Origin of the sequence: Comamonas antarctica (assembly GCF_013363755.1) — a bacterium.
Taxonomy (GTDB): Bacteria; Pseudomonadota; Gammaproteobacteria; order Burkholderiales; family Burkholderiaceae_C; genus Comamonas; species Comamonas antarctica.
In genome coordinates this window covers 285283-309831 of the sequence record NZ_CP054840.1, presented here as the reverse complement: position 1 = coordinate 309831, position 24549 = coordinate 285283, and the positions used below count along the sequence as shown (strand labels likewise).

Annotated in this window: 19 protein-coding genes; 9 read left to right on the top strand and 10 right to left on the bottom strand. The window is 68.2% G+C overall.

What is annotated here, in order from left to right; translation table 11 throughout:
- The first annotated feature begins 29 nt into the window (after positions 1-29).
- Positions 30-335: a BTH_I0359 family protein gene (locus HUK68_RS01460; RefSeq protein ID WP_175502597.1), complete on the top strand. Its 306-nt coding sequence runs from the start codon at positions 30-32 to the stop codon at positions 333-335.
- Here HUK68_RS01460 and HUK68_RS01455 read toward each other — a convergent pair.
- Both HUK68_RS01455 and HUK68_RS01450 read right to left on the bottom strand, forming a co-directional pair.
- On the bottom strand, positions 332-1390 hold the full coding sequence (locus HUK68_RS01455) for an AbrB family transcriptional regulator (RefSeq protein WP_175502596.1): 1059 nt from the start codon (positions 1388-1390) through the stop codon (positions 332-334). The two genes, HUK68_RS01460 and HUK68_RS01455, sit on opposite strands and share 4 nt — an antisense overlap.
- The gene (locus HUK68_RS01450; protein ID WP_175502595.1) at positions 1390-3384 is read right to left on the bottom strand and encodes a putative bifunctional diguanylate cyclase/phosphodiesterase; all 1995 of its coding nucleotides are present in this window, start codon (positions 3382-3384) and stop codon (positions 1390-1392) included. The genes HUK68_RS01455 and HUK68_RS01450 overlap by 1 nt, the downstream gene beginning before the upstream one ends.
- 51 nt (positions 3385-3435) lie before the next feature.
- Between HUK68_RS01450 and purU the strand changes: the two genes are divergently transcribed.
- Both purU and HUK68_RS01440 read left to right on the top strand, forming a co-directional pair.
- Positions 3436-4284, top strand: coding sequence for a formyltetrahydrofolate deformylase (purU, locus tag HUK68_RS01445; RefSeq protein ID WP_175502594.1), 849 nt, complete (start codon positions 3436-3438; stop codon positions 4282-4284).
- 8 nt (positions 4285-4292) lie between these two features.
- A complete protein-coding gene (locus HUK68_RS01440) occupies positions 4293-5171 on the top strand; it encodes a LysR substrate-binding domain-containing protein (protein WP_175502593.1) in 879 nt (292 codons plus the stop codon).
- Between the two features lie 137 nt (positions 5172-5308).
- On the opposite strand, the gene HUK68_RS01435 is transcribed toward HUK68_RS01440, so the two are convergent.
- From HUK68_RS01435 to HUK68_RS01415, 5 genes are all read right to left on the bottom strand, one after another.
- Positions 5309-6763 (bottom strand): FAD-binding oxidoreductase, encoded by a 1455-nt coding sequence (locus HUK68_RS01435; protein WP_175502592.1) that lies wholly within the window; start codon positions 6761-6763, stop codon positions 5309-5311.
- A gap of 2 nt (positions 6764-6765) precedes the next feature.
- Entirely contained in the window at positions 6766-7575 is an 810-nt protein-coding gene (gene hpaI, locus HUK68_RS01430; RefSeq protein WP_175502591.1) for a 4-hydroxy-2-oxoheptanedioate aldolase, read from the bottom strand.
- Positions 7576-7729: 154 nt separating this feature from the next.
- Positions 7730-9202, bottom strand: coding sequence for an NAD-dependent succinate-semialdehyde dehydrogenase (locus HUK68_RS01425; RefSeq protein WP_175502590.1), 1473 nt, complete (start codon positions 9200-9202; stop codon positions 7730-7732).
- A 37-nt stretch (positions 9203-9239) separates the two neighbouring features.
- Positions 9240-10763: a UxaA family hydrolase gene (locus HUK68_RS01420; protein WP_175502589.1), complete on the bottom strand. Its 1524-nt coding sequence runs from the start codon at positions 10761-10763 to the stop codon at positions 9240-9242.
- A gap of 45 nt (positions 10764-10808) precedes the next feature.
- Positions 10809-11804 (bottom strand): tripartite tricarboxylate transporter substrate binding protein, encoded by a 996-nt coding sequence (locus HUK68_RS01415; protein ID WP_175502588.1) that lies wholly within the window; start codon positions 11802-11804, stop codon positions 10809-10811.
- A 123-nt stretch (positions 11805-11927) separates the two neighbouring features.
- Between HUK68_RS01415 and HUK68_RS01410 the strand changes: the two genes are divergently transcribed.
- Positions 11928-12863: a LysR substrate-binding domain-containing protein gene (locus HUK68_RS01410; protein ID WP_175502587.1), complete on the top strand. Its 936-nt coding sequence runs from the start codon at positions 11928-11930 to the stop codon at positions 12861-12863.
- Positions 12864-13021: 158 nt separating this feature from the next.
- Positions 13022-14536: an FAD-linked oxidase C-terminal domain-containing protein gene (locus HUK68_RS01405; RefSeq protein WP_175502586.1), complete on the top strand. Its 1515-nt coding sequence runs from the start codon at positions 13022-13024 to the stop codon at positions 14534-14536.
- Positions 14537-14592: 56 nt separating this feature from the next.
- On the opposite strand, the gene HUK68_RS01400 is transcribed toward HUK68_RS01405, so the two are convergent.
- The gene (locus tag HUK68_RS01400; protein ID WP_175502585.1) at positions 14593-16605 is read right to left on the bottom strand and encodes a hypothetical protein; all 2013 of its coding nucleotides are present in this window, start codon (positions 16603-16605) and stop codon (positions 14593-14595) included.
- 211 nt (positions 16606-16816) lie between these two features.
- On the opposite strand from HUK68_RS01400, the gene HUK68_RS01395 reads away from it, so the two are divergent.
- From HUK68_RS01395 to HUK68_RS01380, 4 genes are all read left to right on the top strand, one after another.
- Complete coding sequence (locus HUK68_RS01395) at positions 16817-17521, top strand: response regulator transcription factor (protein WP_175502584.1); 705 nt, start codon at positions 16817-16819, stop codon at positions 17519-17521.
- A 2-nt stretch (positions 17522-17523) separates the two neighbouring features.
- Positions 17524-19365, top strand: coding sequence for a sensor histidine kinase (locus HUK68_RS01390; protein WP_175502583.1), 1842 nt, complete (start codon positions 17524-17526; stop codon positions 19363-19365).
- Positions 19366-19565: 200 nt separating this feature from the next.
- On the top strand, positions 19566-20864 hold the full coding sequence (locus HUK68_RS01385) for an NAD(P)/FAD-dependent oxidoreductase (RefSeq protein ID WP_175502582.1): 1299 nt from the start codon (positions 19566-19568) through the stop codon (positions 20862-20864).
- A 63-nt stretch (positions 20865-20927) separates the two neighbouring features.
- Positions 20928-21356 (top strand): hypothetical protein, encoded by a 429-nt coding sequence (locus HUK68_RS01380; protein ID WP_175502581.1) that lies wholly within the window; start codon positions 20928-20930, stop codon positions 21354-21356.
- Between the two features lie 24 nt (positions 21357-21380).
- Here HUK68_RS01380 and HUK68_RS01375 read toward each other — a convergent pair whose 3' ends face one another.
- A complete protein-coding gene (locus HUK68_RS01375; RefSeq protein WP_175502580.1) occupies positions 21381-22346 on the bottom strand; it encodes a siderophore ABC transporter substrate-binding protein in 966 nt (321 codons plus the stop codon).
- Between the two features lie 212 nt (positions 22347-22558).
- Positions 22559-24508 carry a ligand-gated channel protein gene (locus tag HUK68_RS01370; protein WP_279614232.1) on the bottom strand — a complete coding sequence of 650 codons (1950 nt, stop codon included), beginning with the start codon at positions 24506-24508 and terminating at the stop codon, positions 22559-22561.
- Between the last annotated feature and the right edge of the window lie 41 nt (positions 24509-24549).

The following is a 24549-nucleotide window of genomic DNA, read 5'->3' as shown; positions in this document are numbered from 1 at the left end:
AGCAGACTTTGCAACCAGGGGGGATCACCATGCAAACGCTATACGACTCCGACACTTTTGCGGTGCTCCACATCCGGCCCGACCTGCCGACCATGGCCGAAGGCGAAACCGCACCCACCGATACGCTGGCCAGCTCCGAGATCCAGATGCCGCGCCACGGCTTCGAGATCGTCGACAAGCGCTCGGGCAAGGAGGTCTATCTCGACGGCTCCTGGGCCGAGATGTTCCAGAAGATCATCCTCGCCTGGCAGCAGCAGACTCCCACGCAGGAAGAGGTCGAGAGCACGCTGGACAGCTATGCCGGCCTGGCGCAGAACCCCGTCCTGGTCCACTAGGCACGCTTGTAGAGCCAGCGGTACATAGGCTCCACCAGCAGCAGCACCGCCATCAGCCGGCAGACCTGCAGCGCCGTGACCACCGGCACGCCCAGCTGCAGCACCTTGGCGGTGATCGCCATTTCGGCAATGCCGCCGGGCGCCGTGGCCAGCACCATGGTGACCCAGGGCAGTTGCGTGGCCCAGGCCATGGCCGCCGCAAACGCCGCGCACAGCGCCATCAGCACCAGGCTGCCCGCGGCCACCGTGCCCAGCCACGCCGGCGCGGTGCGCAGGAAATCGCGCTTGAAGCGCACGCCCAGGCTCACGCCGATCAGCAGCTGCGCCGCATTCATCATCGGCTGGGGCACGGCCGACAGCTCCAGCCCCGACATCGCCAGGCCCATCGAGGCCAGCAGCGCACCCAGGAACCAGGGGTTGGCGCGCTTCAAGCGCAGCATCAGCCAGGCACCCAGGCCGGTGCACAGCACCAGCAGCGCCAGGCCCGGCATATGCACCACGCGCGCCGCGCCCCACGCGCCGATGCCATGCAGGCCGCTCCACTGCAGCGCAAACGGAATCACCACCGTGACGATCACCAGCCGCAGGCTGTGGCTCGATGCGACCAGTTCGGTGCGCGCGTTCTCGCGCTCCGACAGCAGCGTCATCTCCGATGCCGCGCCAATGGCGCCGGCGAAATAGCAGGTGGCGCGCAGCTCCTGCGCCGGCACCCCGGGCATGCGCGGCGCATGCACGCGGTACAGCCAGGCGCCGAACAGCCAGCCCAGCAGCAGCGCGAAGGCAATGCCCAGCACGATGGCCCACCACATGCTGGCCACCAGCGCGGTCACCGAGGGCGTGAAATAAAGCCCCAGCGCCGCGCCGATGGTCCATTGCGCGGCATTGCGCGCCATGCCCCAGCTGGCCGTGGGCGCACCGCCCATCGAGGCCAGCGAGGTCGCGATCAGCGGGCCCAGCATCCAGGGCAGCGGCGTGTTCCACCACAGGCACAGCTGGGCCGCGGCCCAGGCGCCAGCCGCGGTCAGCAGCACGCGCAACGGAAAATGCAGGCGCATCATGCGGCGTCCGAACCTGCCGGGGCCAACGCCACCAGCGGCCGGTCGCGGCTGTCGCGCAGCAACTGCTCGAACGCGTCGGCAGGCAGCGGCCGGCTGCAGAAGTAGCCCTGGAAATGGTCGCAGCCGCGCGCGCGCAGGAAGTCCAGCTGCGCGGCGGTCTCGACGCCCTCGGCCAGCACCGTGAGGCCCATGCTGTGGCCCATGGCAATCACGGCCGCGCTGATCGCCATGTCGTCGGCGCTTTGCGGGATGTCGCGGATGAAACCCTGGTCGATCTTCAGCACGTCGATGGGAAAGCGCTTGAGATGGGCCAGCGAGGAGTAGCCGGTGCCGAAGTCGTCGATGGCCAGGCGCAGGCCCAGGCTGCTCAGCCGGCGCAGCACCTGCAGCGCCTCCTCGGGCTGCTGCGCCAGCGCGCTTTCGGTGATCTCGAGTTCGAACAGCGCGGCCGGGAAGTCCGCATCGGCCAGCGCCGCCTGCGTGCAGCCGACGATGTCCGTGAGCAGGAACTGGTGCAATGAGACATTCACCGCCAGCGTGATCTCGGGCAGCCCCAGGTCGCGCCAGCGCCGTCCCTGCGCGCAGGTTTCGCGGATCACCCACTCGCCCATCGGGCCGATCACGCCCGAGCTTTCGGCAATCGGGATGAAGCGCGCCGGAGAAATCAGCCCCTCGACCGGATCGAGCCAGCGCAGCAGCGCTTCGGCACCCGTGAGGCGGCCCGTGGCGATGTCGACCTGCGGCTGGTAGTACAGCTGCAGATGGCCTTCGCCCAGCGCCTGGCGCAGCCGGGCCTCGAGCTCCAGCCGTTCGCGCGCGGCCTGGGTCATGTCTTCCTGGAAGAAGCACCAGGCATCGGCGCCGCTGTGCTGCTTGGCCACATAGACCGCCGAATGCGCGCCCTGCAGCAGGGCTTCGGCCGTGGCCGCATGGTGCGGATAGAGGCTCATGCCGATGCTCACGCTGGCGCGCATCTCCATGCCGTCGGGCAGGTGCCAGGGCTCGGCCGCGGCTGCGATCAGCCGCTGGGCCAGCTGCGCCGCATCGACTTCGTTGCCCAGGTCGCGCGCGGCCACCGCGATCTCGTCGCCCGTCATGCGCCCGATCAGGTCGCCCGGGCGCAGCGCGGCCTGCACGCGCGTGGCGACATGGCACAGCACCTGGTCGCCCACGGCATGGCCGTAGCTGTCGTTGAAATCGCGCAGCCGGTTGATATTGATCAGCAGGACCGCGAGTTTGCGCGACTCGGCGGTGCTGGCCGCGAGCGCCTCCTCCAGCCGCTCGACAAACCAGGCCCGGTTGTCCAGGCCGGTCAGCGGGTCCTTGCGCGCGAGGTATTCGAGGCGCTTTTGCTGCGCCTTCTCGGCGGTGATGTCGGTGAACATGCAGACGTAATGCGTGATGCGGTCCGTGCTGTCGTACACCGCGCTCAGCGACATGCGCTCGGGAAACACCTCGCCGTTCTTGCGCCGGTTCCAGATCTCGCCCTGCCAGTGGCCGGTGCGCCGCATGCTGTCCCACATCGCGTCGTAGAAATCCTGGCCGTGCCGGCCCGACTTGAACATGCGCGGCGTCTGGCCCAGCATTTCCTGTTCGGTATAGCCCAGCACGCGCGTGAACGCCGCGTTCACCGACAGGATGACGCTGTTGGCATCGGTGACCACCACGCCCTCGATGGTGTTGTCGACCACGGTCGCGGCGAGCCGCTGGCGCGCGTTCTCGGCGCGCCGGCGCAGCGCGCGGCGCTCGAGCGCGGCGCGCCGCACCGCCTCCGAGCGCAGCAGGCGCTGCAGCAGCCAGCCGCCCATCAGCGCGTTCAGCAGGATCGAGACATAGCCCTGCCAGTCCTTCCAGCGCGCGATCTGCGCCGGGTCCTGGGTCCAATGCAGCAGCAGGCTTTCGCTGCCCGCCAGCCATACCAGCGCAGTCAGCGTGTACAGCGCCAGGATCCAATATGGCCAAGCCGGCGCGGCCGTGCCCTTTTTATGCATGTATTTCCTCAATCCACAACCAACGGCCCTTGCTGCGACAATCGCAGGGCTATGACCCAAGCCTACATTCTTACCCTATCCTGCCCCGACCGCCGCGGGCTGGTGCACGCCGTCTCCGGATTCCTGCTCGAGCAGGGCGGCAACATCGAAGAAGCCGCGCAGTACAACGACACCGCCACCGGCCTGTTCTTCATGCGCGTGCAGTTCGTCTGCACCGAAACCGATGCCGCGTCGCTCAAGACCGCGCTGGCCGAACTCGCGGCGCGTTTCGAGATGCGCTGGAGCCTGCATTCGCAAGCCGAGAACATGAAGACCGTGCTTCTGGTCAGCAAGGAAGGCCACTGCCTCAACGACCTGCTGTTCCGCTGGAAGTCCGGCCTGCTGCCGATCGACATCCGCGCGATCATCAGCAACCACCGCGACTTCTACCAGCTCGCGGCCAGCTACAACGTGCCCTTCCACCACATTCCCGTGACGGCGGCGACCAAGGCCCAGGCCGAAGCGCGGCAGTTCGAGATTATCGAGGCAGAAGGCGCGGAGCTGGTGGTGCTGGCGCGCTACATGCAGGTGCTGTCGAACGACCTGTGCACCAAGCTCGCGGGCCGCGCGATCAACATCCACCACAGCTTCCTGCCCAGCTTCAAGGGCGCCAAGCCCTATTACCAGGCGCATGACCGCGGCGTGAAGCTGATCGGCGCCACCGCCCACTACGTGACGGCCGACCTCGACGAAGGCCCGATCATCGAGCAGGACGTGGCGCGTGCCGACCACACCGACACCGTCGAGGACCTCACGGCGCGCGGCCGCGACACCGAAAGCCAGGTGCTGGCACGCGCCGTCAAGTGGCACAGCGAGCGCCGCGTGATCCTCAACGGCCACAAGACCGTCGTCTTTCGCTGATAGCCGCCATGCAGCCCGCGGCGCGGCGCATTCCGCCGATCCAGTGCCTGCTGACCTTCGAGGCGCTGGCGCGGCTGCGCAGCGTCACGCAGACCGCCGAGGAGCTGTGCGTGACACCCAGCGCGGTGAGCCACCGCGTGCGCCAGCTCGAGCAGATGCTGGGCAGCCGGCTGTTCGGGCGCGCCGATTTCTCGCTGACCAGCGAGGGCAGCGCCTACCTCGCGCATGTGCGCGAGGGCCTGGGCGCGCTGCAGCGCTTTCCCGGCAGCGCCAGCGCCACCGGGCGGCGCCGGCTGAAGATCGCCGTCACGCCGACCTTCGCGCGCTGCATGCTGATTCCGCGGCTGAGCCAGTTCACCGAGGCCTATCCCGAGATCGACCTGGCCCTGCATGTGAGCATTCCGCTGCTCGACGTGGTGGCCGAGGATGCCGACCTGATCGTGCGCTTCGGCCCGGGGCATTACGCCGACATGGAGCACATGGAAATCGCGCGCGACGTGCTCACGCCGCTGGCCTCGCCGGCCTTCGTGCGCGCGCACGGGCCGTTCGCGCAGCCTTCCGACCTCGAAGGCCTGCCGCTGCTGCGCAGCCCGCTCGAGCCCTGGCGCGGCTGGTTCGACGCCGCCGGCCTCGACTGGCCCGAGCCCGTCGAAGGCTCGCAGTTCCATGACATCGGCCTGCTGTGCGACGCCGCGGCCGCGGGCCTGGGCGTGGCGCCGGTGCGCCTCAAGCTGGGCGCGCCCTGGCTCGACAACGGCACGCTGGTGCGCTTGTTCCCGCTCGATGTGCCCAGCCCGCATGCGCATTATTTATGCTGGCACACGGGGACCATGGATAGGTGGGAGTGCGCGGCTTTCGTGCAGTGGCTGAGTCAGGCGGTTTCTTAAACACCTTGTGTTGCCTTGCCTGGAGGACAGGCCTTTCATGGTTCGACGGGGCCGCCCAGGCAGGCTCACCACGAACGGGCATAGCCCCGTTCGTCCTGAGCCTGTCGAAGGATGAACGGCCCTCGCTCAAGATCCGCTTACGCCATCCCCTCCGGTACCGGCAGCACCTTGGCCGGATTCAGCAGGTTTTTCGGGTCGAGCGCGCGCTTGACCTGCCACATCAGTTCCAGCTCCACCGGCGACTTGCATTGCAGCAGGTCGTCGCGCTTGGCCACGCCGATGCCGTGCTCGGCCGAGATCGAGCCGTTCTGCGCCGTGGCCAGGCCGTCGACGGCGTGCGAGACGCGCGCGTAGTTGGCGGCAAGGAAGTCGGCGGCGCTCACGTCCTTGGGGCGCAGCGGGTTGAAGTGCACGTTGCCGTCGCCCATGTGGCCGTAGATCACCATGCGCGCATCGGGCGCGAGCGCCAGCACCTCGGCCGAGGCGTCGGCGATGAAATCGGCGATCTTCGACAGCGGAATCGAGATGTCGCACTTGATGCTGCCGCCGGTGCGCGTCTGCGCATCGGAGATCTCCTCGCGCAGCATCCAGAAGGCGCGTGTGTCGGCAATGCTCGCGGCAATCGCCGCGTCGGTCACCAGGCCGCGCTCCATGCCCTGCTCGAGAATCTGCATCAGCGTGGCGTCGAGGCCTTCGGCGTCGCCGCCCGAAGTCAGCTCGATCAGCACCATCCAGTCATGCGCGCTGGGCAGCGGCGCGCTCAGCTGCGGCATCGATTCGAGCACCAGCGTCAGCGCCGGGCCCGAGATCAGCTCGAACGCGGTGACAGCCTGGCCCGCCACGCGCTTGGCCTCGCCCAGCAGTTCGACGGCGGCATGCGGGTCGCGCACGGCAATCCAGGCCGCGGCCGTGGCGCTGGGCAGCGGCATCAGCTTGAGCACGGCGGCGGTGATGATGCCCAGCGTGCCTTCGGAGCCGATGAACAGCTGCTTGAGGTCGTAGCCGGTGTTGTCCTTGCGCAGGCCGCGCAGCGACGAGTAGATGCGGCCATCGGGCAGCACCGCCTCGATGCCCAGCGTCAGGTCGCGCATGTTGCCGTAGCGCAGCACCGCGGTGCCGCCGGCATTGGTGGAGAGATTGCCGCCGATCTGGCACGAGCCCTCGGAGCCGATGCGCAGCGGGAACAGGCGCCCGGCTTCCTCGGCCGCGGCGCGCGCGGATTGCAGCGTCACGCCGGCCTGCAGCGTCATGGTGTCGTTGACGACGTCGATTTCCAGCACCTGGTTCATGCGGCGCAGGTTCAGCACCACGGCGTTGCCCGCGGCGTCGGGCACGGCGCCGCCCATCAGCGAGGTGTTGCCGCCCTGGGGCACCACCGGCACGTTGTGCTTGAAGCACAGCGCCAGCACGGCGCTCACCTGCTGCGTGTCGGCCGGCAGCACGACGGCCAGCGCCCTGCCGTGGTAGAGCTTGCGGTAGTCGGTGGTGAAGGGCTGCATGTCGGCCGCGACGTCGATGCAGGCCTTGTCGCCGACGATGGCGCGCAGCTCGGCAAGCACCTGCGCGTGGGGAATGGTGGAAAGGGAAGTCATGTTCAATACGCTCCGCGGGATTCGGCAGATGCTACAGGAGTGGCCGGCCGGCCCAGGAAGTCGCCCGCGAGCCGGCGCGCGGCATTGGCGTAGATCAGCAGATCGACGCCGACGGCAACAAAGGTGCAGCCGAGTTCGAGGTAGCGGCGCGCGAGCGCCGGGTCCGAGGTCAGCGTGCCCGCGGCCTTGCCCGAGGCGACGATGGTGCGCATCGCGTTCTCGATCGCGGCCTGCACTTCGGGGTGGCCGGGGCGGCCGCGAAAGCCCATCGAGGCGGCGAGATCGGCCGGGCCGATGAACACGCCATGCACGCCGTCGACGGCGCAGATCTCTTCCAGATTGCCCAGCGCCGTCACGGTCTCGGCCTGCACCAGCAGGCAGACTTCGTCATCGGCCACATCGAGGTAGTCGCTGCGCCCGCTCCACTGCGAGGCCCGGCCCACGGCGCTGCCGACGCCGCGGATACCCAGCGGCGGGTAGCGCGTGGCCGACACCAGCGCGCGCGCCTGCTCGGCGCTATCGACCATGGGCACCAGCAGCGTCTTGGCGCCGATGTCCAGCAGCTGCTTGATCAGCGCGGTATCGCCCTGCACCGCGCGCACGACGGGCTGCGCACCATGGGCGGCCACGGCCTGCAATGCGGCCAGCGTCGAATGCAGGTCGTTGGGCGCATGTTCGCCATCGATCAGCAGCCAGTTGAAACCCGTGCTGGCGCTGACTTCGGCCATATAGGGATCGGCCATCGACAGCCACAGGCCGACCTGCGGCTGCTTGGCGGCCAGCGCCGCCTTGAAGGGATTGTTGGAAGGCATGGAATTACTCCTATGTAAGAGCCGTACACGCAATGTATGAAACTGGCGCGCCCCAGCTCAGGGGCACCGAGGAAGGGCCGCCCCGCACCGAGGGTGCCGTCCCCCTCCACCGAAGGTTGAGAGGGGGAAGCGGCGACAGCCGCTCAGGGGGTGTTCAATCAAGCAGACCCTGGCACACATACTTGGTGTGCAGGTAATCGTCGAGCCCGTGCACCGAGCCCTCGCGGCCGTAGCCCGAGTCCTTGACGCCGCCAAACGGCGCGGCCTCGGCGGCCAGCGCGCCTTCGTTGATGCCGACGATGCCGGTTTCGAGCGCATCGGCCACGCGCCAGATGCGGCGCAGGTCGCTGGAATAGAAATAGGCGGCCAGCCCGAACGGCGTGTCGTTGGCCTGGGCAATGACTTCGTCTTCGCTGCTGAAGCGCGTCAGCGGCGCGACCGGGCCAAACGTCTCTTCGCAGGCGCAGGCCATGCTCGCATCGGCATCGGCCAGCACCGTGGGCGCGAAGTAGTTCGCGCCCAGCGCCGGCAGGCGCGTGCCGCCGGTCAGCACGCGCGCGCCGCGCGCCACCGCGTCCTGCACATGGCGCTCGATCTTCTCCACGGCGCGGTCGTTGATCATCGGGCCGATCTGCGAGCCGGCGTCGCTGGCCGGGCCGACCTGCAGCGCGGCCACGCGCGCCACCAGCAGTTCGGCAAAGCGGTCATGCACGGCTGCGTGCACGAACACCCGGTTCGGGCAGACGCAGGTCTGGCCGCCGTTGCGGAACTTGGCCTGCATCAGCCCTTCGACGGCGGCCTCGAGATCCGCGTCTTCGAACACGATGAACGGCGCATTGCCGCCGAGCTCCAGCGACAGCTTCTTGAGCGTGTCGGCCGAGCGCCGCGCGAGGTGCTTGCCCACGGGCGTCGAGCCGGTGAAGGTGATCTTGCGCACGCGCGCATCGTCGAGCCAGGCATCGACCACCTCGGGCGTGCGTGCGCGCGAGGCGGTGACGATGTTCAGCACGCCCGGCGGCACGCCGGCTTCATGCGCCAGCGCGACCAGCGCCAGCGAGGTCAGCGGCGTGTCCTCGGCCGGCTTGCAAACCACGGTGCAGCCCGCGGCCAGCGCCGGCGCGATCTTGCGCGCAATCATCGCCGCCGGGAAGTTCCAGGGCGTGATCGCGGCCACGACCCCCACCGGCTCGCGCAGCGCAAACATGCGCCGGCCCGGCACCGGCGCGGGAATCACCTCGCCATTGGCGCGCGTGGCTTGCTCGGCAAACCACTCGATGTAGCTGGCCGCGTAGGCGACCTCGCCGCGGCCCTCGGCCAGCGGCTTGCCCTGCTCGCGCGAGATCAGCCGGCCCAGGTCTTCCTGGTGCGCGAGCACCAGATCGTTCCAGCGCTTGAGGATCTGCGCGCGCTGCTTGGCCGGCGCCCGGCGCCAGCCGGCAAACGCGGCCTGCGCCGCATCCACGGCAGCGCGCGCATCGGCGGCGCCGGAATCAGGGACGGCGGCAATCACGCCGCCCGTGGCCGGGTCGGTCACATCGAGGCTGCGACCGGGGGCCGCAGGCTGCCATTCGCCGGCAATGAAGTTGGCCGTGCGTTGCAGGTCGGGGCGCGAAAGAGTCAGTGGCATGGCGGGAAAGGGAAGAAAGGGAAGAAGGAAAAAGCCATCAGCTCACGATGCCCAGATGCCAGGGCACGAACTCGTGGTCGCCCAGGCCCAGCTGCTCGCTCTTGGTCGGCTCGCCCGAGGCATGCCGGAGGATCTGCTCGAAGATGCGCTGGCCCAGCTCGGGCACCGTCAGTTCGCCATCGACCACCACGCCGCAGTTGATGTCCATGTCCTCCTCGAGGCGGCGGAACATCGGGGTGTTGCTGGCCAGCTTGATGGTCGGCGCGGGCTTGCTGCCGAACATCGAGCCGCGGCCGGTGGTGAAGCAGATCAGCTGCGCGCCGCTGGCGATCTGCCCGGTCGCGGCCACCGGGTCGTAGCCCGGCGAGTCCATGAACACGAAGCCCTTCTCGGTGATCGGCTCGGCGTACTCATAGACCGCGCGCAGCGGCGTGGTGCCGCCCTTCATGGCCGAGCCCAGCGATTTCTCGAAGATGTTGGCCAGGCCGCCGGCCTGGTTGCCGTGGCCGACCACGCCGTTGAACTGCGCGTTCTGGCCGGCCGCATAGCGCTCCCACCACGCCAGGCGGTCGAGCAGTTTCTGCCCGACTTCGGGCGTGGCCGCGCGGCGCGTGAGCATGAACTCCACGCCGTGGATCTCGGGGGTTTCGGACAGGATGGCGGTGCCGCCATGGCGCACCAGGATGTCCATCGCCGCGCCCAGCGCCGGGTTGGCGGTGATCGCCGAAAAACCATCCGAGCCGCCGCATTCGAGGCCGATCTTCAGGTGCGCGGCGCTCACGCGCGTGCGCTCGGCGGCATTGGCTTCGGGCAGCATTTCCTCGATGGCGCGAATGCCGGCCTCGATGGTCTGGCGCGTGCCGCCCACGTCCTGCATCACCATCGTGCGCATCAGCCGGCCGGCCTGCAGGCCCTGCGAGTCGACCAGCGAGCTGACCTGGTTGCGCTCGCAGCCCAGTCCGACGATCAGCACACCGGCCAGGTTCGGATGGCGCGCATAGCCCGCGAGCGTGCGCCGCAGCACATCGAAATGCTCGCTCGGCGACGACATGCCGCAGCCGCTGGTCTGCGCGAACGCCACCACGCCGTCGACATTCGGATACGCCGCGAGGCGTTCGGGCGTGAAATGCGCGGCAATGCGGTTGATGACCGTGGCCGAGCAGTTCACCGACGACAGCAGGCCGATGAAGTTGCGCGTGCCGACGCTGCCGTCGGCGCGCTCGAAGCCCATGAAGCTCGCGCGTTCGGCCTCGGGCACGAAGTCGACGGGACGCACATCCTGGCAGAACCCGGGATCGCGGTAGCTGTCGACCAGCGTCAGATTGTGGCTGTGCACATAGTCGCCGGCTTCGAGGTCGCGCGCTGCCACGCCGATCACGGTGTCGTACTTGAGCACGTTCTCGCCGGCAGCAATGGCGCGCGCCGCGATCTTGTGGCCGGCGGGAATCTGCGCCCGGGCGCGCACGCCGAACTCGGCGATGGCTTCGCCCAGCGCAATGGCATTCTTCGCGACCAGCACGTTGTCGTTCGGGTGCAGGCGAAGCAGGGGACTTTGGGTCATGGAAAAAGCGGCAAGCGGGGTGGAAAACGCCAACGGACCAGGGACTCAGCCCCTGGCCATCAGCTCCTTGAGATTGAGCTTGCGGATCAGGTCGGTTTCCTGCTGGAAGGTCGCCTGGATGTACTTCTGGTAGTCGGGCGCGTCGAGGTACATCACGGGCGCGTCGATGCTGTCCGCGACCTTGCGGAATTCCTCGCTGTTGACCGCGGCGCGGAAGGCCTCGCGCAGGCGTTTTTCGACGGCCGGCGGCAGGCCCTTGGGCGCCCCGATGCCGTTGGGTGCCTCGACGACCACGTCGTAGCCCAGTTCCTTGAGCGTGGGCACGTCCTTGAAGCGCGGCGTGCGCGCCTCGCCCCAGGTCGCGAGCAGGCGCATCTTGCCGGCTTCGACATGCGGCGCCCAGGAGCTGCTGTCGGCCAGCAGGTCGACCTGTTCGCCGAGCACATCCTGCAGCGCGGCCGAGCCGCCCTTGTAGGCAATCGCATTGAACTTGATGCCTGCGGCCTGGGCGAACTGCTCCATGCCGACATGCGTGGCGCCGCCGATGCCGGCGTGCGCATAGGTCACGGTGCCGGGCTGGGCCTTGGCGCGCGCGACCACGTCGGCCAGCGTCTTGAACGGCGAGCGCGCGGGCACGGCAATGCCGAAGGTCTGGCCCGAGGTGCGCGCGATGTAGCTGAAGTCCTTGAGCGGGTCGAGCTGCACCGTGCCCAGCTGCGAGAAGCGCGTGACCGAGATCGGGATCTGGCCGATGGTGTAGCCGTCGGGGCGGGCCGAGGCCAGCGCCTTGGTGCCGATCATGCCGGAGGCGCCGGCGCGGTTTTCGAGCGCGATCGGCTGGCCCAGTTCACGCGCCGCGATCTGGCAGATGATGCGCATCGAACGGTCCGCCGTGCCGCCCGCGGGCCAGGGGCAGATGAAGGTGATCGGACGCTCGGGATAGGTGGACGCGAGAACGCGGCCAGGCACCGCGGCAACGGCAGCGGCGCCAAGGCCTGCGAGCACGAACTGGCGCCGTGCCATGGAACGGGATGTCTTCATCGTTGTCTCCGAATGATTGTTATGGGATCGAGGCTTGCCGATTATTCTGAACATCAGGATTGCCATCCAATGAAATAGCGGACTGTCTTCATGAGGAAACAGTTATGAAGCCACAATGCCGCCATGAGCCAGATCGACCGTGTTCTCCGTTCCAACCTGAAGCTGCGCCACCTGCAATTGCTGGTGGCGCTCGATGAGTTCCGCCACCTGGGCCGGGTGTCGGAATTCCTGTCCATCACCCAGCCCGCGGTGTCGAAGATGCTCGCCGAGATCGAGAAGATGTTCGAGCTGCAGCTGTTCGTGCGCTCCACGCGCGGCACCGAACCCACGGCGCATGGCGTGAGCGTGGTGCGCTTCGCGCGCTCGGTGCTCGCCGACTACCAGCGCACGCGCGACGAGATCGACGCCGCGGCCAGCGGCGGCGTCGGCCGCACCAGCATCGGCGCGATGGTCGTGGCCATGCCCAGCCTGCTGATGCCGGCGATCCTGCGCGTCAAGCAGCAATCGCCGCTGACCACGGTGATGGTCGAGGAAGGCGACCTGACGCGGCTGCTGCCACGGCTGCGCGTCGGCGAGCTCGACCTGATCGTCGGCCGGCTCGAGCCCGGCTATGCCTCGCCCGACCTTGAAACCGAGCCCCTGTATCCCGAGGCGATGTGCATCGTGGTCAGCCCGCAGCACCCGCTGGCTGGCGCCGCCCGGCCCGGCTGGCCCATGCTGGCCGAGCTGCCCTGGGTCGTGCCGCCGCCCTGGGCCTCGTCGCGCTCCAAGCTCGCGCAGATGTTCTACAAGCACCAGCTGCAGCCGCCCGCGGACATCGTCGAGACCGCGTCGTTCCTGGTCACGCTGTCATGCATCCGCCAGCGCCCCGCGGTGGGCTTTCTCGCGCGCGGCGTGGCCGAGCATTTCGCCGGCCAGGGGCTGCTGCGCATACTCGACCTCAAGCTGCCCATCGACTTGCCGCAGGTCGGCATCATCACGCTGCGCGGGCGCGCGCAGACCCCGGCCAGCGAACTGTTGATGGACAGCCTGCGCGCCACCGCTGCGGCGCGCCAGTGACTGCCACCGTTCGCACTGGGTGCTGAGTTGGTCGAAAACCAGCCTTCGCTCAATGCACGAGGCAATGCCTCCCGCACCCTGCGTCCCCGGAACTTTTCAAGACATGCTGAAAGAAAACTCACACCACGCCGGCGCGCCTTCGCCTAAAGTCTGAAGCCATGAACACCGCCCTCCCAGCCCCTGCGTCCGCGTCTTCGCCCTCCCCCGCCGAGCGCGCGCGCCGCCAGGCGCAGATCGTGCAGGCCTTGAGCGCGCATGTGCCCGCGCATGCGCTGCTGTGGCACAGCGAAGACACCACGCCCTACGAGTGCGACGGCCTCACGGCCTACCGCCAGCGCCCGCTGGTGGTCTGCCTGCCCGAAACCTATGCCCAGGTGCAGGCCGTGCTGCAGGCCTGCCATGCACTCCAGGTGCCCGTGGTCGCACGCGGCGCGGGCACCGGGCTGTCGGGCGGCGCGATGCCGCATGCGCTGGGCGTGGTGCTGTCGCTGGCCAAGTTCAACCGCATCCTCAAGGTCGATGCCTACAGCCGCACGGCGCTCGTGCAATGCGGCGTGCGCAACCTCGCGATCAGCGAGGCCGCGGCGCCGTTCGGTCTGTACTACGCGCCCGATCCCTCGAGCCAGATCGCCTGCACCATCGGCGGCAACGTGGCCGAGAACTCGGGCGGCGTGCACTGTCTCAAGTACGGCCTCACGGTGCACAACGTGCTCGAGGTCAAGGGCTTCACCATGGCGGGCGAGCCCGTCACCTTCGGCAGCCAGGCGCTCGACACGCCGGGCTACGACCTGCTGGCCACGGTGATCGGCAGCGAAGGCATGCTGGCCGTGGCCACCGAGATCACGGTGCGGCTGATCCCCAAGCCGCAGCTCGCGCGCTGCATCATGGCCAGCTTCGCCGATGTGCGCCAGGCCGGCGCGGCCGTGGCGGCGGTGATTGCCGCGGGCATCATTCCCGCCGGGCTGGAGATGATGGACAAGCCCATGACGGCCGCCGTCGAGGATTTCGTCAAGGCCGGCTACGACCTCACGGCCGAAGCCATCCTGCTGTGCGAATCCGACGGCACGCCCGAGGAGGTGGCCGAGGAGATCGAGCGCATGAGCGCGGTGCTGCGCGACGCCGGCGCCACGGCCATCACCGTGAGCGCCAACGAGGCCGAGCGCCTGCGTTTCTGGAGCGGGCGCAAGAACGCATTTCCTGCGAGCGGCCGCATCAGCCCCGACTACATGTGCATGGACTCGACCATTCCGCGCAAGCGCCTGGCCGACATCCTGCTCGCCATCCAGGCCATGGAGCAGAAGTACCAGCTGCGCTGCGCCAATGTGTTCCACGCCGGCGACGGCAACCTGCACCCGCTGATCCTGTTCGATGCCAACGATCCCGACCAGCTGCGGCGCTGCGAGCTGTTTGGCGCCGACATCCTCGAGACCAGCGTGGCAATGGGCGGCACCGTCACCGGCGAGCATGGCGTGGGCATTGAAAAGCTCAACTCGATGTGCACCCAGTTCAGCGCCGAGGAGAACGCGCAGATGTTCGCGCTCAAGGCCGCGTTCGATCCCCAGGGCCTGCTCAACCCGGGCAAGGTGATTCCCACGCTGCACCGCTGCGCCGAGTACGGCAAGATGCTGGTGCGCGGCGGGCAGATCAGCCATCCCGACCTGCCGCGGTTCTAGCCGGCGCAAAAAAAGCGCCCCTCCCGCAGGCGGGGCGCTTCAGGCCGTGACGCGGCTCAGTCGAGGCCGAGCTTTGCCAGCAGGGCTTCGGCCGCCGGGCCGTTCAGGCGCTGCTGCTTGCTGACCTGGGGCTTGTCGCGGAAACCGGTGAAGGTCACGCCCTGGCGTTCGATGAACAGGCGATAAGCCTGCGCGCCGAAATCGCTGAGCTGCGCCGGCTCCGACGTGAACGACAGCACGCGGCGCCCGCCCAGGGTTTCGATCCGGTAGGTGGTTTCAAGAATCGGCGCGCAGGTGGATTTGCCATCGACGAAGAGCGTGCTGTTGCGCGGCGGCGTTTCCTGGCGCGTCTGCATGTTGCCTTCGCACTGGAAGAAGCGGGCGTTGGCCGTCCCGGGCTGGAAGGCCACCAGGTAGCGCTTGTAGCCGGCTGCGCCATCGAGCCGGGTGTAGTCGCGGTTGAGCAGCACATGGCTGTTGTTGCCATGCACTTCGACAGCGTTCACGTAGTTGCCGGTGTTCCAGCCGATGAACTCGTCCAGCGTGGCATTGCGCCAGGTGGCGAAATCGGGGTTGTCCGGCTGCGCGGCCGACGGGATGCGCGCGGGCGGCGTGCGGTTGTAGTAGATCGCGCCGCCGACGTCCGTCACCGTGCGCCGGCTCAGCACCGATCCGGCCGGGAACACCGCCGTGCCGAGCGCGGACTGGATGGCGGGCAGGTCCGGGTTCGGGCCCCAGCTGGCAAACGCGCCGCCCGCGGCATCGGCGCCGGGATAGGCACGGATCTCGCGCACCACCTCGATCATCGGGCGGCCCGAGATATCGACATTGCTGCGCTTGGAGCGGCTGGCCACGGCCTTGCAGTACAGCGACTCGGATTCGCCCGCGGCATTGACCGGCGTCGACTCGTGCTCGAAGCCCGTGGGGCAGTCGAACCACTCGCTGCCGGTCCAGTAGATCTGCGGACGCGTCCAGTTGTTGGCGCCCATGCCCCACTCCTCGAGGAAACCATTGGTCTGGCGCTCGCGCACTTCGGTGAAGTGCGTCTTGCCATTCGCGTCGGGCGTGTTCTGCGCGGCCGTGGCCTCGAACGCGCGCAGGAAGTAGTTCTGCAGGTTGGTGAAGCTCAACCAGCGCAGGCTCACGGTGGCGACGCCGCTCTCGTCCGCAGGACCGGCGCCGGGCGCCTGGGACTGCTCTGCCACGACCGAGGCAATGCTGTCCTTGGTCAGCCCGGCCGCGGCCGCCACCTGCTGCGCCGCGGCTTCGATCTGTACCTGCTTTTGCGCCACGGAAATGCCCGGGTCGCCGAGCGTCGGATCATCGCGCACCTTGAGCGCCAGCGTCGGCAGTTGCGCCAGCAGGCTGGCATGAATGGCGTTGTCGATCTGCGCCTGCGGCAGGGGCTGGTTGTCCGCGCCGGTGGCGCCCTGGGTCGCGGCCAGCTGGGTCTGGGTCACCACCACGATCAGGCGCGCCAGCGTGCCCGCGAGCTTGCCGGCATCGCTGGTGTCCTTGGTGAAGTCATCGAAAACCGAGGCGCCCAAGCCCAGCTGGGCCTGCAGCGCGGCGCCGGCGTCGGCGCTGGTGCCGCCGCTGGTTTCCACATAGCTCTGCACCAGCGTGGTCAGCGGGCTCACGACGCCCGTGCGGTCGGCCGGTGCCTTGAGCGTATAGGCCGTCTTGACCTCGCCGTGATCCGCATCGATGGCATCGAGGCCGACGCTGGCGACGATCGGGTACTTGCCCACGTCGGCATCGGGCACCTGCAGCACCAGCCGGCCTGCGGCGTCCGTCCTGTCCGAGGGCTCATCGGCATCGCAGCGGCCATTGAGGCTGGTATCGAGGCAGACCAGCGCGTTCTGCAGCGCTCCGTCGACCACGGTCACGGGCACGCTGGTCTTGCTGCCGACGGGGCCGGTATCCGTGCCGCCGCCAGTGCCGCCACCGCTGCCACCGCTACTGGTGCTGCCGGTGCTGCCGCCATCGCCGCCACCGCCGCAGCCGGCCAGGGTCAGCAGGGTGGCGCTGGCGAGCGCCCACGCCAGTTGCTTCGCTTGTATTGCCATCGTCGTTTCTCCCGAAGTTGTTGAACCAGCGGCCGCTTGCGGCCCTTCCATCGCACTGGTAACAATTCCACCTTCATCTGTGACAAATCGAATCCCATGAATATGGGAGGAAAGTCCGCTTTGCCCCTTTCAAGGTGGCGGTTGGGCGAGGCTGCGTTTATGCTGGTCTGTAGTTACAGAAACAAACCTTTTCCGGGGTAAGGAGCGCGCGATGTGGCAAGTGCTCATTGTGGAAGACGATCCGCAGACCCGCGAATTCTTCGCGGCCAGCGTTGCGCGCAGCGCCGAACTGGCGCTGGCGGCCAGCATGGGCAGCGTGGCCCAGGCCTGCGACTGGCTGGGCCGGGCCGGCAATGCCGTGGATGTGCTGCTGGTCGATCTCGGGCTGCCCGATGGCAGCGGCCTGGATGTGATCCGCTTTGCCCGGCAGCGGCATCCACAATGCGAGCCGCTGGTGATCTCCATGTTCGGCGATGAGGACCATGTGCTGGCCAGCATCGAGGCCGGCGCGCTGGGCTACATCCACAAGGATTCAACCCCGGAAAACGTGGCCGACGCGGTGGTGCAGATGAAGCTGGGCGCGTCGCCGATCTCGCCGATGATCGCGCGCCGCGTGCTGGCCAAGTACCTGACGCTGCGTGCCACGCCGGCCGCGGCGGCCGCGGCACCCGCCACCTTCCCGATACCGCCGGCGTCCATGCCGCTGTCCGCCAAGGAACTGCAGGTGCTGGAGCTGATCGCGCGCGGCTACTCCTATGCAGAAACCGCGCGGCTGCAGAACGTGAGCGTGCACACGGTGCGCTCGCATATCAAGAGCCTCTACGGCAAGCTGGCGGTGCATTCCAAGAACGAGGCGGTGTTCGAAGCCGCGCGGCTTGGACTGCTGTCCAGCTACGCGGCGCCCGCGCGCCACTGAACATGCGCGGCGCCCGTCTGTTGCGCGTGCTCCTGGGCGGCATTGCCGGCTGGCTGCTGTGGCTGGGCCTGGCGCTGGGCGCGCAGGCCGCGCCGCAACAGCTGACGCAGGCCCGCGTGCAGGTCGAGATCGATGGCCGGCTGCAGTCGGCCGACGCCACGCTGCCCTATGTCTGGGACCAATGGCACAAGGGCCGCCAGGGGCATGCCGTCTTCGAGCTGTCGATGCCGCTGGCCGAAGTCCCGGCCGAGCCGGTGCTGCTGTATTTCACGCGCCTGGGCAATGCCTACGAGGTACGGCTCAATGGCAATCTGCTGGACAGCCAGGGCCGGCTTGCGCGCTTCGACGGCGCCGACCATGGCATGGTGCCGCGGCTGATGACGATTCCCGCCGGCGTGCTGCAGCGCGACAACCGGCTGGAGATACGCATCCGCGCCGACCGCGCGCGCCGCGCGGGCGTGGCCAGCCCCTGGGTCGGCACGCGCGCCGAGATCCTGCCGCTCTACGAAAGCGACTACCGGCAGCGTGTCACGGGCACGCAGGTCGCGGTCATCATGGGCCTGCTGGTGGGCACGGTGGCGCTGGCGCTGTGGTGGACCCAGGTCGACCCGACGCAGCCCGCGGGCCGGCGGCGCGAGCCGCTGTACCTGTTTGCCGCCGTGGCCGAATACATGTGGAGCCTGCGCGTGGGCAATGTGCTGTTTGCCCAGCCGCCGCTGCCGCGCTTCTGGTGGGACATCGTGTTCACCGAAGCCATCGGCGTCTGGATCGCGGCCATGCTGATGTTCAGCGCGCTGGCCGTGGACTGGCACGGGCGCTTTTCCCGTGCCGCGCTGGAACGCGCGCTGAAGCTGCTGCTCGTGCTGGGCATATTCTGTGCGGTGGGGGCGCAATGGGGCCAGTTGTGGCTGCTGACGCTGTGGTATGCGGGCCTGGGCGTGGTTTCGCTGTGCTTCGTCGCCGAATACAGCTGGGCGGCGCTGCGCCGCGGCACGCGCCTGCACCGGCTGATTGCCGCGGCGCTGGTGTTCAATGTCTGCGTCGGCGTGCGCGACTGGGCGGTGTTCCGGCTGCAGATGGCGCACGGCGGCAACTCGCTGATGCGCTATTCCTCGCTGCTGTTCGGCCTGCTGCTGATCTACATCGTGCTGCGGCGCTTCCGCGAGGCGGGCGCAAAGGTGCGCGAACTGCTGGCAACCATGGAACAGCAGGTGGCGGCCAAGGAGCAGGCGCTGCAGGCCAGCTATGCGCAGGTGGAACAGCTGGCGCGCGAGCAGGAGCGCGTCAACGAGCGCACGCGCATCCTGCGCGACCTGCATGACGGCGTAGGTGCGCACATCAGCGCCGCCATCCGCCAACTGGAATCGGGCAAGGCGCGCCACGACGATGTGCTGCTGACGCTGCGCGACTCGCTGGACCAGATCAAGCTGTCGATCGATGCCATGCATCTGCCCGCGGGCGATGTGACCGGGCTGCTGGCCAATCTGCGCTACCGCCTCGAGCCCAAGCTGAGTGCGGCCGGCATCGCGCTGCATTGGGATGTCGACTGGATCGCCCCGCTCGCGCGCCTCGACGCCGCGGGCATGCGCCACCTGCAGTACATGGTGTTCGAGTCGCTGTCGAATGTGCTCCAGCATGCGCGCGCCAGCGAACTGCGCATTGCGGCCAAGGCGGGCGGCACGCGCGTATGCATCCGCATCGAGGACAACGGCCAGGGCTTCGACACCGCACGGCCGCGGCGCAACGGGCTGCTGTCGCTGCAGGACCGCGCGCGCGCCATCGGCGCCACCCTCGGCATCGAGAGCATCGCGGGCCTGACGGTGGTGGAAATCACGCTGGGCTGACGTCCAAAACTCAGGGTTTTCCCTTACATTCTCCCGGGGCAATGGCAGCGACCATCTTGCTGGCAGGCGTTCTGGCCTTATCGTCGCGAAGCCGGCGCAGGCATTGCTTCGCGCCGTGCATGCATTCTTGCGGGGGCCGCTTGCGGCTCCGCCCCCTGCCCGCCCGCATTCCTGCGGGCGGCAAGCTTAGGAAACCATCCATGACCCATCGCATCGTGATCGTCGGCGGCGGCGCCGGCGGACTGGAGCTGGCCACGCGGCTCGGCCAGCGCCTGGGCAAGCGCCGGCAGGCCGAAATCATCCTGGTGGACAGCCACCTCACGCACATGTGGAAACCGCTGCTGCACGAAGTGGCCGCAGGCTCGCTGAACCAGTCGGAAAACGAGTTCAACTACATCGCCCAGGCCAAGTGGAAGCACTTCCAGTTCCAGATCGGCCGCATGTGCGGCCTGGACCGCAAGGGCAGGACCATCGAGCTCGAGCCCTTGCTCAATGAAGACGGCAGCCAGGCCGCGCCCGCGCGCCGGCTGGCTTATGACACGCTGGTCATGGCCATCGGCAGCGTGACCAACGACTTCGGCACGCCCGGCGCGGCCGAGCACTGCATCTTTCTCGACGCACCCGAGCAGGCCGAGCGCTTCCACCGCCAGCTGCTGGCCAAATACCTCGCGGCGCATGCCGGCAGCGACACCGAGGCCGAGCTGCGCATTGCCATCGTGGGTGCGGGCGCCACTGGCGTCGAGCTCGCGGCCGAGCTGCGCAATGCCGCGCAGCAGCTGTCCGACTACGGCCTGGGCAATATCGCGCCCGGGAATCTGCACATCACCGTGCTCGACTCGGGCAAGCGCGTGCTGCCGGCGCTGCCCGAGCGCATCAGCCGCGATGCGCACCAGACGCTGGAACAGCTTGGCGTGCAGGTCGTCACCGGCGCCGCCGTGGGCCGCGTCACGGCCGAGCAGCTTGAAACCAAGGACGGCCGCGTGTTCCCGGCCAGCCTCAAGGTCTGGGCCGCGGGCATCAAGGCACCGGATTTCCTGCAGGGCCTCGACGGCCTGGAGACCAACCGCATCAACCAGCTGGTGACGCGCACCACGCTGCAGACCACGCTCGACGACGACATCTTCGTGCTCGGCGACTGCGCCGCCTGCCCGATGGACGACGGCAGCGACAAGAACGTGCCGCCGCGCGCCCAGGCCGCGCACCAGCAGGCCTCGCTGCTCGCGCAGTCGCTGCCGCGGCGCCTGCGCGGCGAGCCGCTGCCGACCTACCGCTACCGCGACTACGGCTCGCTGGTCTCGCTGTCGCGCTTCTCGGCCGTCGGCAGCCTGATGGGCAATCTGATGGGCACGGTGAAGGTCGAGGGCTGGCTGGCGCGCATGTTCTACATCTCGCTGTACCGCATGCACCAGGTGGCGCTGTGCGGCTTCTTCCGCACCGGCCTGCTGATGCTCAGCGACCGCATCGGCCGGCGCACCGATCCGCGCCTCAAACTCCACTGAACGCTGCGGCTTGCGCTTTCACGCACAATCGGCGGCATTCCGTTTCCGCCGATTTTTTGCGCCATGACTGCTGCTGACTACGCCACCCTTCTCCAATCCGGCAACGACCTGGTGGCCCAGGCCCAGGCCGTGGCCACGCAGGACTTCGCGCAGGCGCGCGCGCTGTGGCAACAGGCCGGCGCCTTCTTCGCCAAGGCGCACCAGGCCGACCCCGACCAGCATGCCGCGGCGCTGCGCCTGGCCCAGGCCTGGATGGCCGAAGCCCATGCGCTGCAAAAGGAAGGCTCGGCCCATGCGGCCATCATGTGGACCAATGCCGCCGCCCAATGCGAGCGCGCCTTCGATCTCCAGCCCGACCATGCACCCACGGCAATGATGGCCGCAAGCTGCCACGCCTGGGCCCAGAACCAGGAAGCCGCGCAGGCCTGGGCGCAGCTGGCGAAGCATTTGCAACAGCTGGATCTGGACGAGCCGGCGGAACCTGCGCCGTAAGCGCCTTGCGGTGCTGAGCCGCTCCTACCGCCCCTGCAACGCCCCCTTGATCTGCGCCACATTGCGCAGCATCGCCGTCGGCCCGGCGCTGCCCAGCAGGTACCAGCCCTTGGGATCGAGAAACACCACGCGGCCGTTCTTGCCGGCCTGCGTGGCGCGGATCTGCGCGTTGTCGAACAGCTGCTTCGACGGCACCACCGGATGGCCGTCCTTGTCGGCCTGCGTGCCCGTACCGGCGTTGCGGTCGATCACATAGATCCACGCCGGGTCGAGCCGGGCGATGTCTTCCATCTTCATCGGTACGCCACGCGGCTTGGACGGGTCGGCGGGAATCGCCGGCTTGATGCCCAGCACATCGTGCAGCAGGCCGAAGCGCGCGCCCGGCGGCTGGGCGCTCAGGTTGCGGTTCACGGCCAGCACCAGCAGGCCGGGTTCGGCCTGGGCCGCCACGGCCTTGAGGCCGTCGACTTCACTGCGCACCTTCGCCATCAGTTGCTGCCCCTCGGCCTGCTTGCCCCAGAGGCTGGCCAGCGTATCGACATTGCGCTGCATGCCGGCCAGCAATTGCTTGTTGTCGACGCTGAGATCCAGCGTCGGCGCGATCTTCGACAGCACGTCGTACTTTGCTGCCGAGCGGCCGGCCACCACGATCAGATCGGGCTGGATGCGGCTCAGCGCTTCATAGTCGGGAATGAACAGCGAGCCTGCGGGCTGGTACTTCGCATCGGCATACGACTGCAGGTACTCCGGATACTGCGCCTGGGCCACGCCGGCCACGGGCAGTTGCAGTGAGTGCATCACATCGAGGGCAGCCAGGTCGTAGACCACGACGCGCTGCGGCTTGAGCGGCACCGTGGCCGTTCCCTTGGCGTGCTGCACGGTGACGGTTGCGGGCTGTGCGGGCGCGCCGGCAAAGGCCGGTGCCGACAGGCCCCAGGCGGCGGCCGTGAGCGCAATGGCCAGGCTGCGGCGCGAAGTCATGAAGTTCATGGGTTTCCTTGAGTTGGGAAATAACAACGCCGCAAAGGGGCTTTGAAGCTCGCGTCGTTCACGGCCTTTCGTACTGGCGTGCTCCAGCCAAGAGGCAGCGAGGAAGGGCCGCCCCTAGGCGGCCCCACCGCACCGAGGCTGCCGTGCCTGGCCGGCCGCCCCCCTCCACCGAAGGTTGAGAGGGGGAAGCCGCGGAGCGGCTCAGGGGGTGCTTAAAACTTGACGTTCATGCCCAGCCAGTAGCGGCGGCCGTCCTGCACGGTGTCGTAGTTGATGCCGTCGGAAAGCACTTGCTTGTCCAGCAGGTTGTAGATGCCCGCATACAGCGTGACGGTCTTGCTGAACTTGTACGAGCCGCCCAGGTCGAGCAGCGCATAGCCCTTCTGCACGAAGGTGCCGGACGAAGCGCCGCCCGAAGTCAGGCTTTCCTTGCCGCGATAGGCCAGGTTGGTCCAGCCGTTGATCTGGCCGGTGGGGTTCCAGTCCAGGCCCACGTTGAGCAGGTGGCGTGGCAGCTGGTTGAGCGGATTGCCGGCGAATTCGCCGCTCTTTTGCTCGGAGGTCGTGAAGGTGTAGCTCGAGTTCAGGCGCAGGCTGCGCGTCAGGTCGGTGCCCAGCGTGGCCTCGAGGCCGCGCGTCATCGCGCGGTCGACGTTCACATTGGTGGTCGGTGCGCGGCCCGAAGAGTTGAGCGGGCCGCAGGTCGGGCAGGCAATGCGCGTGATCTTGTCCTTGAACTCGTTGTCGAAGAGGGTCACGCCGGCCGTGGTGCCGTTGCCGCCGTCGAACAGCACGCCGATTTCCGTGGTCAGCGAGGTTTCGGGCTTCAGGTCGGGGTTGCCGTAGATGTCGCCGCCGCGGCTCGACTGGCCCCAGTCGCCCAGGGTCTGGCGCAGCGAAGGGGCGCGAAAGCCGGTGGAGACGCCGCCCTTCACGGTCCAGCGCGGATCCACCATCCACACGCCATACAGGCGCGGGCTGACCTGGCCGCCGGCCTGGCTGTCGTGGTCGTAGCGCACGCCGCCCGTGAGCGCGAAGTCGTCGCGCAGGCGCCATTCGTCCTCGGCAAACACCGCGTACTGGTGGCGGTCGGCGGTCGAACGGGTCGAGCCGCGCAAGGTATTGGTCGTGGTGTCCTTGAGATCCTGCGCGTTGAAATACACACCGGTGTTCAGCAGGTGGCGGTCGCCGAGCGGAACCGTCCAGCTGCTGTTGAACACCGTGTTCTTGATGGTCATGTCGCGCGCGAGGTTGCGTGTTTCTTCCTGCTGCAGATAGCTGTCCGAGCTGGCCCAGCCAAAGCGGCCCTTGTGCTGCAGCGAGTAATTGTCGCGCTCGAACCTGCGGTCGCTCAGGGCCGCGGTCGGCGCCAGCGTCATGCCCGGCGTCGAGACATAGTGCTGCCTGGCCGTGCCCAGTTCGAGCAGCAGGTCATGGTCCTTGTTGGGCGTGAGCGCGAGCCGCACGTTGACCGCGCGGTTGTCGTAGTCGTTGTAGCCGTTGAGGATGCGGTCTTCCTCGCGCTGGTTGTAGTTGCCGTAGATGCTCAGGCCCAGCAACTCGTCCTGGATCGGGCCCGAGAGGTAGAAGTTGCCCTGGTAGGCATTGCCCGAGGACGAACGCTCCTGCAGCGTCGCATCGGCGCGCAGCGAGCCGCTCCATTCCTTGGCGACCTTGCGCGTGATCACATTGATCACGCCGCCCATCGCGTCCGAGCCGTAGAGCGACGACATCGGGCCGCGCACGACTTCGATGCGTTCGATGGCTTCAAGCGGTGGGATCCAACTCTGGTCGGTACCGGTGCTGCCGTTGGTTTGCGTCTCGCGCGTGTTGGAGCGCTTGCCGTCGACCAGGATCAGCGTGTAGTTCGCGCCCATGCCGCGCAGGCTGATGTCGTTGGAGTTGTTGTCCGAAGGCGTCAGGATCACGCCGGGCACGTCGCGCAGCGCGTCGTGCAGGTTGGTATAGGCCTTCTTTTCCAGTTCCTCGCGCGTGACCACGGAAATCGATGCCGGCGCTTCCTTGATCTGCTGCTCGTAGCCGGCCGCCGTCACCACCACGGTGTCGAGGCTTTTGGCCTCCTGGGCAACAGCCATGCCGGAAAAACCGGTGGCCAAGATCGCGGCGGCAAGCGTGGGGGACGAGGGACGGGACAGGAGCATTTTCGGGGTCGGGGAAATGGAATGAAAGCGACTTCTCATTG

Excerpts from the sequence above, each read along its gene's own strand:
- HUK68_RS01405 (WP_175502586.1), top strand. The coding sequence starts at position 13,022 with ATGAACACCGCCCTCCCAGCCCCTGCGTCCGCGTCTTCGCCCTCCCCC.
- HUK68_RS01400 (WP_175502585.1), bottom strand. The coding sequence starts at position 16,605 with ATGGCAATACAAGCGAAGCAACTGGCGTGGGCGCTCGCCAGCGCCACC.
- HUK68_RS01450 (WP_175502595.1), bottom strand. The coding sequence starts at position 3,384 with ATGCATAAAAAGGGCACGGCCGCGCCGGCTTGGCCATATTGGATCCTG.
- hpaI (WP_175502591.1), bottom strand. The coding sequence starts at position 7,575 with ATGCCTTCCAACAATCCCTTCAAGGCGGCGCTGGCCGCCAAGCAGCCG.
- HUK68_RS01440 (WP_175502593.1), top strand. The coding sequence starts at position 4,293 with ATGCAGCCCGCGGCGCGGCGCATTCCGCCGATCCAGTGCCTGCTGACC.
- HUK68_RS01420 (WP_175502589.1), bottom strand. The coding sequence starts at position 10,763 with ATGACCCAAAGTCCCCTGCTTCGCCTGCACCCGAACGACAACGTGCTG.
- HUK68_RS01370 (WP_279614232.1), bottom strand. The coding sequence starts at position 24,508 with ATGCTCCTGTCCCGTCCCTCGTCCCCCACGCTTGCCGCCGCGATCTTG.
- HUK68_RS01460 (WP_175502597.1), top strand. The coding sequence starts at position 30 with ATGCAAACGCTATACGACTCCGACACTTTTGCGGTGCTCCACATCCGG.
- HUK68_RS01435 (WP_175502592.1), bottom strand. The coding sequence starts at position 6,763 with ATGACTTCCCTTTCCACCATTCCCCACGCGCAGGTGCTTGCCGAGCTG.
- HUK68_RS01410 (WP_175502587.1), top strand. The coding sequence starts at position 11,928 with ATGAGCCAGATCGACCGTGTTCTCCGTTCCAACCTGAAGCTGCGCCAC.
- HUK68_RS01380 (WP_175502581.1), top strand. The coding sequence starts at position 20,928 with ATGACTGCTGCTGACTACGCCACCCTTCTCCAATCCGGCAACGACCTG.
- HUK68_RS01395 (WP_175502584.1), top strand. The coding sequence starts at position 16,817 with ATGTGGCAAGTGCTCATTGTGGAAGACGATCCGCAGACCCGCGAATTC.
- HUK68_RS01390 (WP_175502583.1), top strand. The coding sequence starts at position 17,524 with ATGCGCGGCGCCCGTCTGTTGCGCGTGCTCCTGGGCGGCATTGCCGGC.
- HUK68_RS01455 (WP_175502596.1), bottom strand. The coding sequence starts at position 1,390 with ATGCGCCTGCATTTTCCGTTGCGCGTGCTGCTGACCGCGGCTGGCGCC.
- HUK68_RS01415 (WP_175502588.1), bottom strand. The coding sequence starts at position 11,804 with ATGAAGACATCCCGTTCCATGGCACGGCGCCAGTTCGTGCTCGCAGGC.
- HUK68_RS01375 (WP_175502580.1), bottom strand. The coding sequence starts at position 22,346 with ATGAACTTCATGACTTCGCGCCGCAGCCTGGCCATTGCGCTCACGGCC.
- HUK68_RS01385 (WP_175502582.1), top strand. The coding sequence starts at position 19,566 with ATGACCCATCGCATCGTGATCGTCGGCGGCGGCGCCGGCGGACTGGAG.
- purU (WP_175502594.1), top strand. The coding sequence starts at position 3,436 with ATGACCCAAGCCTACATTCTTACCCTATCCTGCCCCGACCGCCGCGGG.
- HUK68_RS01425 (WP_175502590.1), bottom strand. The coding sequence starts at position 9,202 with ATGCCACTGACTCTTTCGCGCCCCGACCTGCAACGCACGGCCAACTTC.